This is a genomic window from Streptomyces sp. NBC_01003, assembly GCF_045162695.1.
Taxonomy (GTDB): domain Bacteria; phylum Actinomycetota; class Actinomycetes; order Streptomycetales; family Streptomycetaceae; genus Streptomyces.
This window is the reverse complement of sequence record NZ_CP108707.1, coordinates 1,215,009-1,228,225: the sequence shown is the minus strand read 5'-3', so window position 1 is coordinate 1,228,225 and position 13,217 is coordinate 1,215,009. Positions and strand designations below refer to the sequence as shown.

General features: G+C 71.3%; 12 protein-coding genes. All 12 read left to right on the top strand.

The features are described from left to right. Positions 1–3 precede the first annotated feature (3 nt). From OG698_RS05815 to rfbC, 12 genes are read left to right on the top strand one after another with little or no spacing between them, the layout of a single operon-like run. Positions 4–1,545, top strand: a complete 1,542-nt coding sequence (locus tag OG698_RS05815; RefSeq protein WP_406101831.1) for a right-handed parallel beta-helix repeat-containing protein — start codon at positions 4–6, stop codon at positions 1,543–1,545. Between the two features lies 1 nt (position 1,546). Beyond that, positions 1,547–2,851 carry an O-antigen ligase domain-containing protein gene (locus tag OG698_RS05810; protein WP_406110867.1) on the top strand — a complete coding sequence of 435 codons (1,305 nt, stop codon included), beginning with the start codon at positions 1,547–1,549 and terminating at the stop codon, positions 2,849–2,851. Positions 2,852–2,853: 2 nt separating this feature from the next. Then, complete coding sequence (locus tag OG698_RS05805; RefSeq protein ID WP_406101829.1) at positions 2,854–4,095, top strand: glycosyltransferase; 1,242 nt, start codon at positions 2,854–2,856, stop codon at positions 4,093–4,095. Beyond that, positions 4,092–5,366 (top strand): class I SAM-dependent methyltransferase, encoded by a 1,275-nt coding sequence (locus OG698_RS05800; RefSeq protein WP_406101828.1) that lies wholly within the window; start codon positions 4,092–4,094, stop codon positions 5,364–5,366. Before OG698_RS05805 ends, OG698_RS05800 begins: the two co-directional genes overlap by 4 nt. Beyond that, complete coding sequence (locus OG698_RS05795) at positions 5,363–6,172, top strand: glucose-1-phosphate cytidylyltransferase (RefSeq protein WP_399971468.1); 810 nt, start codon at positions 5,363–5,365, stop codon at positions 6,170–6,172. Before OG698_RS05800 ends, OG698_RS05795 begins: the two co-directional genes overlap by 4 nt. Further along, positions 6,169–6,816 (top strand): PIG-L deacetylase family protein, encoded by a 648-nt coding sequence (locus OG698_RS05790; protein ID WP_406101827.1) that lies wholly within the window; start codon positions 6,169–6,171, stop codon positions 6,814–6,816. The genes OG698_RS05795 and OG698_RS05790 overlap by 4 nt, the downstream gene beginning before the upstream one ends. A 3-nt stretch (positions 6,817–6,819) precedes the next feature. Next, positions 6,820–7,845, top strand: a complete 1,026-nt coding sequence (locus OG698_RS05785; protein WP_406101826.1) for an NAD-dependent epimerase/dehydratase family protein — start codon at positions 6,820–6,822, stop codon at positions 7,843–7,845. Continuing rightward, positions 7,833–9,155 (top strand): DUF4910 domain-containing protein, encoded by a 1,323-nt coding sequence (locus OG698_RS05780; protein ID WP_406101825.1) that lies wholly within the window; start codon positions 7,833–7,835, stop codon positions 9,153–9,155. Before OG698_RS05785 ends, OG698_RS05780 begins: the two co-directional genes overlap by 13 nt. After that, positions 9,152–10,450: a hypothetical protein gene (locus tag OG698_RS05775; RefSeq protein ID WP_406101824.1), complete on the top strand. Its 1,299-nt coding sequence runs from the start codon at positions 9,152–9,154 to the stop codon at positions 10,448–10,450. The genes OG698_RS05780 and OG698_RS05775 overlap by 4 nt, the downstream gene beginning before the upstream one ends. Next, a complete protein-coding gene (locus tag OG698_RS05770; RefSeq protein ID WP_406101823.1) occupies positions 10,447–11,394 on the top strand; it encodes a glycosyltransferase family 2 protein in 948 nt (315 codons plus the stop codon). Before OG698_RS05775 ends, OG698_RS05770 begins: the two co-directional genes overlap by 4 nt. Continuing rightward, complete coding sequence (locus OG698_RS05765; protein WP_406101822.1) at positions 11,391–12,668, top strand: polysaccharide pyruvyl transferase family protein; 1,278 nt, start codon at positions 11,391–11,393, stop codon at positions 12,666–12,668. The genes OG698_RS05770 and OG698_RS05765 overlap by 4 nt, the downstream gene beginning before the upstream one ends. Next, positions 12,665–13,216 carry a dTDP-4-dehydrorhamnose 3,5-epimerase gene (gene rfbC / locus OG698_RS05760; RefSeq protein WP_406101821.1) on the top strand — a complete coding sequence of 184 codons (552 nt, stop codon included), beginning with the start codon at positions 12,665–12,667 and terminating at the stop codon, positions 13,214–13,216. The genes OG698_RS05765 and rfbC overlap by 4 nt, the downstream gene beginning before the upstream one ends. Position 13,217: the final 1 nt, after the last annotated feature.

The window sequence follows — 13,217 nt, the reverse complement described above, 5'->3', positions numbered from 1 at the left end:
CGTGTGGGGATCAACGGGCGGCACTGGGCGCTGGCGGCGGCACCGCTGGCGCTGGCCCTGCTGGCGGCGACCGGCTGTGAGAGCACGCCGGGCACCCGGGCAAACACGCCGGGCGCCCGGGCAAACCCGACCGCCGCGCCATCCACGCCCGTGGCCCGGGTGTGCGCCAAGCCCGCGGCCGGACCGGCGAAGGCGCCGGCGGGCGCGGTGACGGTCGACCCCAAGGTGGTCGGTGACCTGGCAGCGAAGACCAAGAGCAGCCCCCCGAACACCACGTTCTGGCTTCGACCGGGCAAGCACAGGCTCGACCCGGACCGCTACGCCCAGGTCATCCCCAAGGAGGGGAACCGCTACCTCGGTGCGCCGGGCGCGGTGCTCGACGGCGGGAAGAAGAACCAGTACGCGTTCGGCGGTACCGCCCGCAACGTCACCATCCGCTATCTGACCGTGCAACGTTTCGTCGCGCCGCAGGACGAGGGCGTGGTCAACCATGACTCGGCCGACGGGTGGGCGATCGAGCACGCGACGATCCAGCACAACTCCGGTGCCGGACTGATGGCCGGTGCCCGCCAGCAGGTCCGTGCCAACTGCCTGCGCGAAAACGGTCAGTACGGAATGAACGCGTACAAGGCCACCGGCCGTCTCAGCGGCCTGGTGGTCGAGGGCAACGAGATCGTCGGCAACAACACCGGCGACTGGGAGCGGCGGCGGAAGGGCTGCGGCTGCACCGGAGGCATCAAGTTCTGGGCCGTCAACGGCGCCGACGTACGCGGCAACTGGGTGCACGACAACCGCGGAACCGGGTTGTGGGCGGACACCAACAACAACGACTTCCGCATCGAGAAGAACGTGCTCGAGGACAACGACGGTGCCGCGCTGATCTACGAGACCAGCTACAACGCGGTCATCCGGAACAACACGATCCGGCGGAACAACTGGGTCGAGGGCCGCAGGGAAGCCGACCGCGGCGACACCTTCCCGTTCGCGACCGTCTACCTGTCCGAGTCCGGCGGCGAACCACGGATCCGGGCCCGCACCGACAAGATCGAGATCTACCGGAACGTGCTGGAGAACAACTGGTCCGGGATCACCCTGTGGGAGAACGCCGACCGGTTCTGCAACAGCCCGGCCAACACCTCGTCCGGTGACTGCACCTTGCTGGTGAAGGACACCGACCGCTGCGCGAAGCCGGCGATCGCCACCGCACCGCTCTACGCCGACTGCCGGTGGAAGACCCAGCGGGTGGACATCCACGACAACCGCTTCGTGCTGGACAAGTCCGTCGTCACGTGCACGGTGAAGTGCGACCGCATGGCGGTGCTCGCCAACTACGGCACCTATCCGGACTGGTCGCCGTACCAGGGCGAGCGGGTGGCTGAGGCAATCACCCATGAGCAACACAACCGCTGGCACGACAACGTCTACCTCGGGCCATGGAAATTCGTCGCCCAGGACCAGAGCCGGGTGCTCGACTTCGGGCAGTGGCAGGGCACGCCGTACCAGCAGGACGCGGACAGCACCCTCGACACACGGGCGGGTGGCTGAGATGGGTGAGGGCCTGCGGAGCGGTGGGCTGCCGGGCGGACCGGTCACGGCGGGCACGCAGCCCAGCGCGGAATCACGCCCTGCCGGCACAGCGAAGATCGTCGGGATCGTCTGGGGGTTGCTGGTCCTCAACACGCTCGGCTCCGCCGGGGCGGAGACCATCATCCCGCTGCCCCGTTCCCTCATCCAGATGGTCACCATGGGCGCGTTGGTCGCCGCGTTCGCGCTGGCGCTCGCGGTCAATCTCCGCCTGCGCATCCGAGCCGGCGCCTTCGTGTTCCTGCTCACCCTGCTCCTTGTGCCGAGCGTGATCTCCAGCGCGAACCTGGAGTCCGGGTTCGGCGCGCTGTTCCGCTGCGCCAGGCTGGCTCTCTTCATCGGCACGCTGTGGCTGCTCAGCCGCTGGTGGGACGGCGGCCTGACCTTCGTCCGGCACCACATCCGGATGTACTTCGCGGTGCTCGGCTCGGTGGCGGCCGGCCTGGTCATCTCACCGGGCGCGGCCCTGCCCGATCTCTACGGCGGACGCCTTGTCGGTGCGTTGTGGCCGCTCACCCCGCCACAGATCGGACAGTACGCCGCAGTGATCATCGGGCTCACCGTGCTGCTCGTACTGGGGCGCCGGACCGACAGGGCAAGCGCGGCGGTGGTCATCGTGCCGTCACTCGTCCTGCTCGCGCTGACCCATACCCGGACGGCCACGCTCGGCCTGGTCATCGGCCTTGTGCTGGCGATCGGCTCGCTCATCCTGACCAGCGCCGCCGCCCGCCGGTTCTTCACCTGGGCAGTGCTGTGCGCCGCCGTGGCCGCGGTGGGGTTCGGCTCCGCGCTGCAGGCGTGGTTCCTGCGCGGACAGAGCCAGGAGAACTTCGCCAGCCTCACGGGCCGGGCCAAGGTCTGGGATGCCCTGCTGGCAGCGCCCCGGACGACCTCGGAGCAGCTGTTCGGCATGGGCCTGGGCGACAAGTCGTTCGGCGGGTTGCCGATCGACAACAGCTGGCTGGCCGTTTACCAGGAGCAGGGTCTGACCGGTGTCATCCTGGTGGCGGCGATCATCATCGTCCTTGGCGGCGTCGCATTGCTGCGGCCACCGTCGCTGTCGAGGGCCTGCGCGATCTTCCTGATCAGCTACTGCGCGATCGCGTCGTACACCGAGGCAGGCCTGGGCGACGCCTCGCCCTATCTGCTGCATCTGGCCGTGGCCGCCTCGCTGTTGGCGGCACCTGCCCCCGCCACGCCCCTCCCGACGCCCGCAGCCCCTCGACGGCACATCCCGCGGTGGGCCCGGAGATCGGAGATGACCTGAGCATGCACGTCCTCGTAGTGCACAACCGCTACGCCTCGGCGCAGCCGAGCGGGGAGAACAAGGTCGTCGACCAGGAGGTGGAGCTGCTGCGCGCGGCCGGCCACCGGGTCGAGGTGTTCGAGCGGCGCAGCGACACCATCGCCGCGCGGTCCCTGCCGGGCAAGGTCGCGGTGCCGCTCCTCGTGCCGTGGAACCCGGCGGTCCGCGCGGAACTCGCCGCCCGGCTGCGCGCCGAGCGGCCGGACGTGGTCCACGTCCACAACGTCTTCCCGCTCCTGTCGCCCGCGGTCCTCGCCGCCTGCGCCGACGCCGGCGTCCCCGCCGTCGCCACGCTGCACAACTACACCCAGATCTGCCCGCCCGGCACGCTGCAGCGGGACGGCCGGCCGTGCACCGAGTGCGTCGGCTCTGCACCACTGCCCGCCGTCCGGCACGGCTGCTACCGCAACTCCCGCCTGGCGACGGTGCCGCTCGCGGTCAGCCTGTCGGTCAACCGGCGGCGGTGGTGGTCCGGCGTGGAGCGGTTCTTCTGCATCTCCGCGGCGCAGCGCGACGTCCTGGTGCGGGCCGGCATGCCACCCGAGCGGCTGGCGGTGAAGCACAACTTCGTGCCGGAGCCGGGCACTTGCCGAACGGGCACCGGCGAGCATCTGCTCTATCTCGGCCGCCTCGCGGAGGCCAAGGGCGTGCGGCTGCTCATGGCCGCGTGGGACCGGATCGCCGCGGACGGCGGTGTGGGCGTACCGCTCGTGATCGCCGGCACGGGACCGCTGGAGCGCGAGGTCACCGCCTGGGCGGCGGGCCGGGACGACGTCCGGTACGTGGGCCTGTACGACACCGCCCAGTGCCGGGAGGCCATCGCGCGGTCGGTCGCCGTGGTGGCCCCTTCCACGTGGCTGGAGGCGTTCGGCCTGGTGGTAGTGGAGGCGATGGCGGCCGGGGTCCCGACCGTCGCCGCCGGTCACGGCGCCTTCGTCGAACTCGTCGAGGACGGGGTGACCGGGCTGCTGCACCGGCCGGGCGAGGTTGCCTCGCTCGCGGACTGCATGCGCCGGATCACGGCCGGGACGGCCCGCAACCAGGACATGGGCCAGGCGGCCCGGAGCCGTTACGAGCAGGGGTTCAGCCCGGCCGTCGGCCTTGAGCGCCTGGTGGAGGAGTACCGCACCGCGATCGCGGGTCGGTCAGCACTGGCTCGCGGTGGGGGCACCCGCGCGAGCAGGGGGGATGGGGGCAGTAAATGACACGATGCCGACTTTGCGGCTCGGCGGCGATGGGGAGCGTCGTCGATCTGGGGGCGACCCCGCCGTGTGAGAGTTTTCTCGCCGCGGACCAACTGGACCGGCCGGAGCCGGCGTACCCGCTGCACCTGCGGGTCTGCACCGACTGCTGGCTCGCGCAGATCCCGCCGCTGATCACGCCGGAGGAGACGTTCAGCGAGTACGCGTACTTCTCCTCCTTCTCGACCTCCTGGGTGGAGCACGCGCGCAAGTTCACCGCCGACGCCGTACAGCGCCTTGATCTCGGCGCCGACGCCTTCGTGGTCGAGGTCGCGAGCAACGACGGCTACCTGCTCCGGCACATGGTGGACCGGGGGATCCGCTGCCTGGGCATCGAGCCGTCGGTGAACGTCGGAGCCGCGGCGCGGGACGCGGGTGTGCCCACGCTCACGGCATTCCTGGACCCGGCCACCGGCGCCGCCGTCCGCGAGGAGCACGGCCCGGCGGACCTGGTCGTGGCCAACAACGTCTACGCGCACATCCCCGACGTGGTCGGGTTCACCCAGGGGCTGCGCGCCCTGGTCGCCGACGACGGCTGGGTCTCCATCGAGGTGCAACACCTGCTGACCCTGATCGAGGAGAACCAGTACGACACGATCTACCACGAGCACTTCCAGTACTACACGGTCGCGTCCGCGATCCGGGCCCTTGCGAGCGGCGGACTCGCGCTCGTGGACGTCGAGTTGCTGCCCACACACGGCGGATCCATCCGGCTGTGGGCCCGGCCGGCCGACGTGGCCGGCGAGCCGACCGATGGGGTGTCCCCTGCTCGAGCGGAGCCGAGAGCTCGGGGAAGGGTGGCCGACGTACTGGACCGGGAGAAGGCCGCCGGACTGCAGGAGCTGTCCGGGTACACCGAGTTCTCCGCTCGGGTGGCCAAGGTGCGCCGGGACCTCCTGAAGTTCCTCATCGAGGCGGCCGAGCGCGGCGAGACGGTCGTCGGCTACGGCGCCCCCGGCAAGGGCAACACCCTGCTCAACCACTGCGGCATCCGGCCCGACCTGCTCCCGTACACGGTCGACCGCAACCCCTACAAGCACGGCAGGTACACCCCGGGCACCCGCATCCCGATCCTGCCGCCCGAGCAGATAGCCGCCGACAAGCCCGACTACGTCCTCGTCCTCCCGTGGAACCTGCGGGACGAGCTGGTCGAGCAACTGTCCTTCGTCCACGACTGGGGCGGCCGGCTGGTCTTCCCCATACCGGAACTGAGCATTGTCGAGGTCAAGTCATGAAGGTCGTTCTGTTCTGCGGCGGTTACGGGCTGCGTATGCGCAGCGGAGCCTCCGACGACATGCCCAAGCCGATGGCGATGGTCGGCCCGCGACCGCTGATCTGGCACGTCATGCGCTACTACGCGTACTACGGGCACACGGAGTTCATCCTGTGCCTCGGGTACGGGGCGCACCACATCAAGAACTTCTTCCTCAACTACGAGGAGACGACGTCCAACGACTTCGTGCTGCGGGGCGGGCGGACCGAGCTGCTGTCCACCGACATAGCCGACTGGACGATCACCTTCGCGCAGACCGGCATCGAGTCGCCGATCGGGGAGCGGCTGCGCCGGGTGCGGCACCACCTGGACGGCGACGAGATGTTCCTCGCCAACTACGCCGACGTGCTCACAGATGCCCCGCTGCCGGAGATGATCGACCGGTTCGCCCGGCGCGACGCCGGTGCGTCGATGATGGTGGTGCCCCCGCAGTCCTCGTTCCACTGCGTGGACCTGGGCGAGGACGGCCTGGTGGGGGGCATCACCGCGGTGAGCGACATGCCGCTGTGGGAGAACGGCGGCTACTTCGTGCTCCGCCAGGAGGTCTTCGACCACATACCGGAGAACGGGGACCTGGTCGCCGACGGATGTGCCCAACTGGCCAAGCAGGGCCGCCTTGTGGCACATCAGCACCGCGGCTTCTGGAAGCCGACCGACACCGTGAAGGAGCGGGCCGCGCTCGACGACGCGTACGCCCGGGGCGACCGCCCGTGGGCCGTGTGGGAACGGGACGGCGCGGGGACGAACGCCGCGGTGAGGACCGCGTGATCCGGCTCGGGGCCGGGCCCCTGGACCGGATCGTCGCGGTGGGCGCGCACTGCGACGACATCGCCATCGGAGCGGGCGGCACGCTGCTGACGCTGTGCCTCGCGCGGCCGGGTGTCCGCATCGACGCGCTGGTGCTGTCCGGCGGCGGCAGCGAGCGGGAGGACGAGGAGCGGGCCGCGCTCGCCGCCGGCTGCCCGGGCGCCGAACTGCACCTGACCGTCCTCAAGTTGCCCGACGGCCGGATGCCCGCGCACTGGGAGGAAGCCAAATCCGCGGTCGAGGAGCTGCGCGGGCAGACCGAGCCGGACCTGGTCCTCGCGCCGCGTACCGACGACGCGCACCAGGATCACCGCACCCTGGCGAAGCTGATGACCACCGCATTCCGCGACCACCTCGTGCTCGGCTACGAGATCGTCAAGTGGGACGGCGATCTCGGCCGTCCGGCGGCGTACCAGCCGCTGTCGTCGGAGATCGCAGAACAGAAGGTGCGGCTGCTGCAGGAGCACTACCCCTCGCAACGGCACCGGCCCTGGTACGACCGGGAGGCCTTCCTCGGCCTTGCCCGGATCCGCGGCATCGAATGCCACGCGCGCTACGCCGAGGCCTTCGCCGTCACCAAACTCACGCTCAATCTGGGGGACTGAACCTTGCGCGTACTGCTCACCGGACACCAGGGCTACCTGGGCACCGTGATGGCCCCGGTCCTCACGGCCGCCGGGCACGAGGTCGTCGGTCTCGACGCCGGCCTGTTCACCGACTGCGTCCTCGGCCCGCCGCCCGCGGACCCTGCGGGGCATCGGGTGGACCTGCGCGATGTCACGGCCGACCACGTGGCCGGAGTGGACGCCGTGATCCACCTGGCCGCGCTGTCCAACGACCCGCTGGGATCGCTGGCGCCGGACCTCACCTACGACATCAATCACCACGCGTCCGTACGCCTTGCCCGGCTGGCCCGCGACGCCGGAGTGCGGCGGTTCCTGTACGCGTCGACCTGCTCCGTCTACGGCGCCGCGGGCGGAGACGACCTGGTGTCCGAGGACGCCCCGCTGCGCCCGGTGACGCCGTACGCGGAGTCCAAGGTGCGGGTCGAGGACGACCTGCACCCGCTCGCCGACGGCGACTTCAGCCCGGTGTTCATGCGCAACGCCACCGCCTTCGGCTACTCACCCCGGCTGCGCGCCGACATCGTGCTGAACAACCTGGTGGGCCACGCGCTCCTGTCCGGCGAGGTGCTTGTGATGTCCGACGGCACTCCGTGGCGCCCGCTCGTGCACGCCGCCGACATCGCACATGCCTTCACGGCCGCGCTGACCGCGCCGCGTGAAGCGGTGCACGACCGGGCGTTCAACATCGGCAGCGAGATCAACAACGTCACGGTCGCCGAGATCGCCGAGCAGGTCGCCGAGGCGGTGTCCGGTTCGAAGGTGGTGATCACCGGGGAGACCGGTGCCGATCCACGGTCCTACAGGGTGGACTTCTCCCGGTTCCGCGCCGCGATCCCCGGATTCGACTGCGAGTGGACGGTGAAGCGGGGCGCGCTCGAACTCGCCGACGCCTACCGGAAGTTCGGGCTGACCCGGGAGGACTTCGAGCGACGCTTCACCCGCCTTGCCGTGCTGCGCGCGGCGTCCGAAGCCGGCGCTGTCGACGACACCCTGCGGTGGCGCCGATGACAGCGGTCGGCGAAGAGATGCAGGCACTGGTGGAGCGGCTGTACCCGCTCTGCCGCAGCATCACCGGCGACGGTGTGCGTGCCACCCTGGACATCGTCGGCGAGTACGTCCCCCTCCAGGTGCACGAGGTGCCGACCGGGACGCAAGTGCTCGACTGGACGGTGCCGCAGGAGTGGAACATCCGGGACGCGTACATCGCCGACACCGCCGGAAACCGCGTCGTCGACTTCGCCGCGTCCAGCCTGCACGTGCTCGGCTACAGCGTGCCGGTGTCGGCGACCATGCCGCTGGCCGAGCTGCGGAAACACCTGCACACCCTGCCGGACCACCCGACCTGGGTGCCGTACCGCACCAGTTACTACCAGCCGACATGGGGGTTCTGCCTGGCCCAGGAGACCCTGGACGCGCTGCCGGACGGCGAGTACGAGGTGCGCATCGACTCCACGCTCGCGGACGGTCACCTCACCTACGCCGAGCATGTGATTCCCGGGCAGGTCCCCGACGAGGTGATCGTCTCCTGCCACGTGTGCCACCCGTCGCTGGCCAACGACAACCTGGCCGGTATCGCGGTGGCGACGTACCTGGCCCGCGCCCTTGCACAGGAGACGCCGTACTACACGTACCGGTTCATCTACGCGCCCGGCACCATCGGGGCGATCACATGGCTGGCCCGCAACGCGGAGCGGATCAATGGGGCATCCCCTGCTCGAGCGGAGCCGAGAGCTGGGGGAAGGGTCAAGCACGGGCTCGTGCTGGCCTGCGCCGGTGACTCGGGCCGGCTGACGTACAAGCAGAGCAGGCGCGGCGACGCGGAGATCGACCGGGTGATGCGGCATGTGCTGGCCGCCTCCGAACGCCCGCACCACGTCACCGAGTTCACTCCGTACGGGTACGACGAGCGGCAGTTCTGCTCCCCCGGGTTCGATCTCGGCGTGGGCTCGCTCAGCCGGACCCCGTACGCCGGGTACCCCGAGTACCACACCTCGGCCGACAACCCGGACTTCGTCTCCCCTCAGGCGATGGCGGACACGCTCGCCGTCTGCCGCGAGGCATTCGCCGTCCTCGACCGCAACCGGCGGTACCTCAACCTCAGCCCCTACGGCGAACCACAGCTGGGCCGACGCGGGTTGTACGACTCGCTCGGCGGCCGCAGCGACGCGCAGCAGGCCCAGATGGCCATGCTCTGGGTGCTCAGCCTCTCCGAAGGCGAGCACAGTCTGCTGGACGTCGCCGAGCGGTCCGGGCTGCCCTTCGACACCGTCGCCGTCGCGGCCGACGCCCTGCACGGCGCCGGGCTGATCAAGGCATGACGCCGATGACCACCGCGGGGGAGAAGACGACGACGCCGGGCGGATCCGCCCGGCGGGCCCTCGTCGGCCGGCTGTCCTGGGGACTGGCCGACCAGGCGGCCTCCAGCATGAGCAACTTCGTGGTGGGGATCTACGTGGCCCGCTCGCTGGGGGTGACCGCGTTCGGCGTGTTCAGCCTGGCCTGGGTGACCTACGGCGTGGTGCTCAACGTCTCCCGCGGCCTCGCCACCGACCCGCTCGTGGTGCGCTTCAGCGGAGCGCCGGACGCCTCCTGGCGCGGGGCGGTGGCCCGGTCGTCGGGTACCGCGCTCGGCGTCGGTGCCGCCATCGGCGTGGTGTGTCTGGTGGTCGGGCTCGGTCTCGGCGGCAGCGTGGGGCCCGCGTTCGCCTGCCTCGGCGTCATGCTGCCCGGGCTGCTGCTGCAGGACGCCTGGCGGTTCTCGTTCTTCGCCGCCGGCACCGGGCGGAAGGCGTTCGTCAACGACCTCGTCTGGGGCGTCGCACTCGTCCCGGCCCTGGTCGTGGCGGCCCGCGTGGGCACCGTGGCCGCTTTCGTGCTCGCCTGGGGTGCGTCCGCCACCGTGGCGGCGGGGTACGGCTACTTCCAGTCCGGCATCCGGCCCCGGATGACGGGAGCGCGCGGGTGGCTTCGCGAGCAGCGCGATCTCGGCTACCGGTACCTGGTCGAGAACGTCAGCCTCAGCGGCGCGAACCAGCTGCGGGCGTACGGGCTCGGCGCGATCGTCGGGGTCAGTGCGGTGGGTGCGGTCCGGGGTGCCGAGTTGCTGCTCGGCCCGTTCCTCGCCGTACTGATGGGTCTGTCGCTGGTCACCGTCCCGGAGGCGGCACGGGTGCTGCGGCGGGCCCCGCAGCGCCTCGGTACGTTCTGCCTCCTGCTGGGCGGCGGGCAGGCCGTCGCCGCGCTGCTCTGGGGCGGGGCGCTGCTGCTGATGCCGGTCCGGCTCGGCGAGCTCGTGCTCGGCAGCGTCTGGAACTCCGCCGCTGAGCTCATCGTGCCGATCACCCTCGGCGTCGCGGGCGCCGGCCTCGGCACCGGCGCGGCGGCCGGGCTGCGCGCGCTCGCCGCGGCCCGGCGCAGCCTGCGCTGCCAACTGTTCGCCTCCGCCTGCTACGTGAGCTGCGGGCTCGGCGGGGCGGCCCTCGCCGGCACGGTCGGCTCGGCCTGGGGCGTCGCCGCCGCGACCGTCAGTGGTTCCGCCGTGTGGTGGCTGCAACTGCGGTCCGCCCTGCGCGAGCACCGCCACAACCGCATCCCCGAAGTGAGGACCTCATGACTGCGCAACCCAGGCTGAGCATCGGCCTGCCCGTGTACAACGGCGAGGAGTACCTGGCCGAGTCGCTCGACGCCTTGCTCGGCCAGACCTACGAGGACTTCGAGCTGCTCATCTCCGACAACGCCTCGACCGACGGGACCCAGGACATCTGCCGCCGGTACGCCGCGCAGGACTCGCGCATCCGGTACCTCCGGCTGCCCCGGAACATCGGCGCCACGCCGAATCACAACCGTGTGTTCACCGAGTCCCGCGGCGAGCTGTTCAAGTGGGCCTCGCACGACGACCTGTACGGCCGGGACCTGCTGCGGCGCTGCGTTCAGACGCTGGACGAGCGGCCGGACGTGATCCTCGCGCACAGCGGCCAGGCGGTCATCGACGGCGACGGTCGGGTGAAGGTCCCGTACGAATACGGGCTTGCCACCGACTCGCCGCACCCGCCGGAGCGCTTCCGCAGTCTGCTGTTCGAGCCCGGTGGCGACGACTTCTACGGGGTGATGCGGGCCGACGTGCTGCGCCGGGTGAAGCCGCTCGACAGCTACCACCACGCGGACCGCACGTTCGTCGCCGAGATCACCCTGCACGGGCCCTTCCACCAGGTGCCGGAGCTGCTGTACTTCCGCCGGGACCACCCCACCCGCGCCGAGCGGGCGAACCCGGGCAAGCGCTCCCGGTCCGTCAACCTGGACCCACGCCGGGCAGGCCCGCTGCACCCGACGCCCCGGCTGCTCGCGGAGTACGTGTGGGGCTTCGTCGCGGCGATCCGGCGGGCGCCGTTGTCCCAGGCCGACCGGCGCGCGTGCTACCGCCACCTGGCCGCATGGCTGTCCAGCCGGGTCCGGCCCGGCGCCGGCGAGCGGGTCGAGGACCGCGCCCCGGTCGACCCGAGCGGGCTCAGTGTCTCCGTAGACGCCCTCGTCGCCGGCCGTGAGGGGAGGCAGGCATGACGTCCGCGGACGAAACTCCGGTGCGCGTCGGGATCTTCGGCCTGCTCGGCTCCGGCAACCTCGGCAACGACGGGTCGCTCGAGGCCGTGCTCGGCCACCTCCGCGCCGAACACCCGGAGGCGGCCGTGGACGCGCTGTGCGGCGGACCCGAGGTCGTCGCGACCCGGTACGGCATCCCCGCGACGCGGCTGCACTGGTACCGCGGCGAGTACCGGACCGCGTCGCGGGCGGGCGCGATCGCGGCGAAGGGTCTGGGCAAACTCGTCGACGCCGTCCGCACCGCCGCCTGGGTGCGCCGGCACGACGTGGTGATCGTGCCAGGCATGGGCGTCCTGGAGGCCACGCTGCCGCTGCGCCCGTGGGGCTTCCCGTACGCGCTGTTCCTGCTCTGCGCATCCGGCCGGCTGTTCGGCACCCGGGTCGCGCTGGTCAGCGTCGGCGCCGCCCCGATCGGCAGCCGTCCCACCCGGGCCCTGGTGCGCTGGTCGGCGCGGCTGGCCGCGTACCGGTCGTACCGGGACACCCCGTCCCGCGACGCGATGCGGGCGATGGGCGTGGACACCAGCCGCGACGAGGTCTACCCGGACCTCACCTTCTCCCTGCCGACGCTGCGGGAATGGGGTATCCCCTGCTCGGAGCTCGTCGGAGAGCTTGGGGAAGCGCCCTCGGGCCCGCCGGGCCCGGTCGGTGTCGGCGTCATGGCCTTCCACGGCGGCAACGACGACCGCGCCCGGGCCGAGGAGATCCACCGGCGCTACCTCGAGGGGACGATCGGCTTCGTCCGCGCGCTGGTCGAGGAGGGCAGGCCGGTCCGGCTGCTGTCCGGCGACGAGGTCGACGCGCCGGTGGTCGCCGCGATCCTCGACGCCGTGGACTCGCCGCTGGTCACCGGCGCCGAGGCGGCCTCGCTGGCCGACCTGATGAAGGAGATGGCGGCGGTCGACACCGTGGTGGCGACCCGCTACCACAACCTCATCTGCGCGCTGAAGGTCGGCACGCCGACGCTCGCCCTCACCTATGCGGCGAAGAGCGACGCGCTCATGGCCCGGATGGGCCTCGGCGCGTACTGCCACCCGGCTCGCGAGGTCGACGCCGACCGGCTGCTCGAGCAGTTCCGGGCGCTGGAGCAGCGATCGGCGGAGCTGCGGCGGACCCTCGCCGAGCGGAACCTGGTCGCCGTTCGGCAACTTGAGTACCAGTTCAGCGCCTTGGCCTCGGCCCTGTTCCCGGCGGCCGACCACGCCCCCACCCACGCCATGCGGGAGGCCCCATGAAAGCGATCGAAGTCCCGGCTATCGACGGCGCGTACCTGTTCGAGCCGACGCCGTACGCGGACGAACGCGGCTTCTTCTGCCGCACCTTCGACGCCGAGGTGGTCCGCTCGGTGGGCCTCGACCCGGACGCCTTCATCCAGGACAGCGTGTCCCGCTCGGTCCGGGGCGTGCTGCGCGGCCTGCACCTGCGCTCCGGCGCAGGCGAGGCCAAGCTGGTGCGGTGTTCGTACGGGAGCATCTTCGACGTCGTCGTGGACCTGCGGCCCGACTCGCCGACCTACCGCAACCGGGCCTTCTTCGAACTGTCCGGCGAGACGCAGGTGACCCTGTACATCCCGGCGGGGTGCGCGCACGGCTTCCAGGCGCTGACCGAAACCGCCGACACCTCGTACCGGATCGACCGCCCGCACGATCCGGCCGAGGACGTGACGATCGCCTTCGACGACCCGGAGCTCGCCATCCCCTGGCCGCTGCCGGTCGTATCGATGTCCCAGCGGGACCGGGAGGCGCCGGGACTCGCCGAGGCACTGAAGCAAAAGGAGACGTGAA

Bases quoted from the DNA above. Each gene is read 5' to 3' on its own strand.
- OG698_RS05775 (WP_406101824.1), top strand. From the start codon at position 9,152: ATGACGCCGATGACCACCGCGGGGGAGAAGACGACGACGCCGGGCGGA.
- OG698_RS05810 (WP_406110867.1), top strand. From the start codon at position 1,547: ATGGGTGAGGGCCTGCGGAGCGGTGGGCTGCCGGGCGGACCGGTCACG.
- OG698_RS05795 (WP_399971468.1), top strand. From the start codon at position 5,363: ATGAAGGTCGTTCTGTTCTGCGGCGGTTACGGGCTGCGTATGCGCAGC.
- OG698_RS05765 (WP_406101822.1), top strand. From the start codon at position 11,391: ATGACGTCCGCGGACGAAACTCCGGTGCGCGTCGGGATCTTCGGCCTG.
- rfbC (WP_406101821.1), top strand. From the start codon at position 12,665: ATGAAAGCGATCGAAGTCCCGGCTATCGACGGCGCGTACCTGTTCGAG.
- OG698_RS05800 (WP_406101828.1), top strand. From the start codon at position 4,092: ATGACACGATGCCGACTTTGCGGCTCGGCGGCGATGGGGAGCGTCGTC.
- OG698_RS05770 (WP_406101823.1), top strand. From the start codon at position 10,447: ATGACTGCGCAACCCAGGCTGAGCATCGGCCTGCCCGTGTACAACGGC.
- OG698_RS05805 (WP_406101829.1), top strand. From the start codon at position 2,854: ATGCACGTCCTCGTAGTGCACAACCGCTACGCCTCGGCGCAGCCGAGC.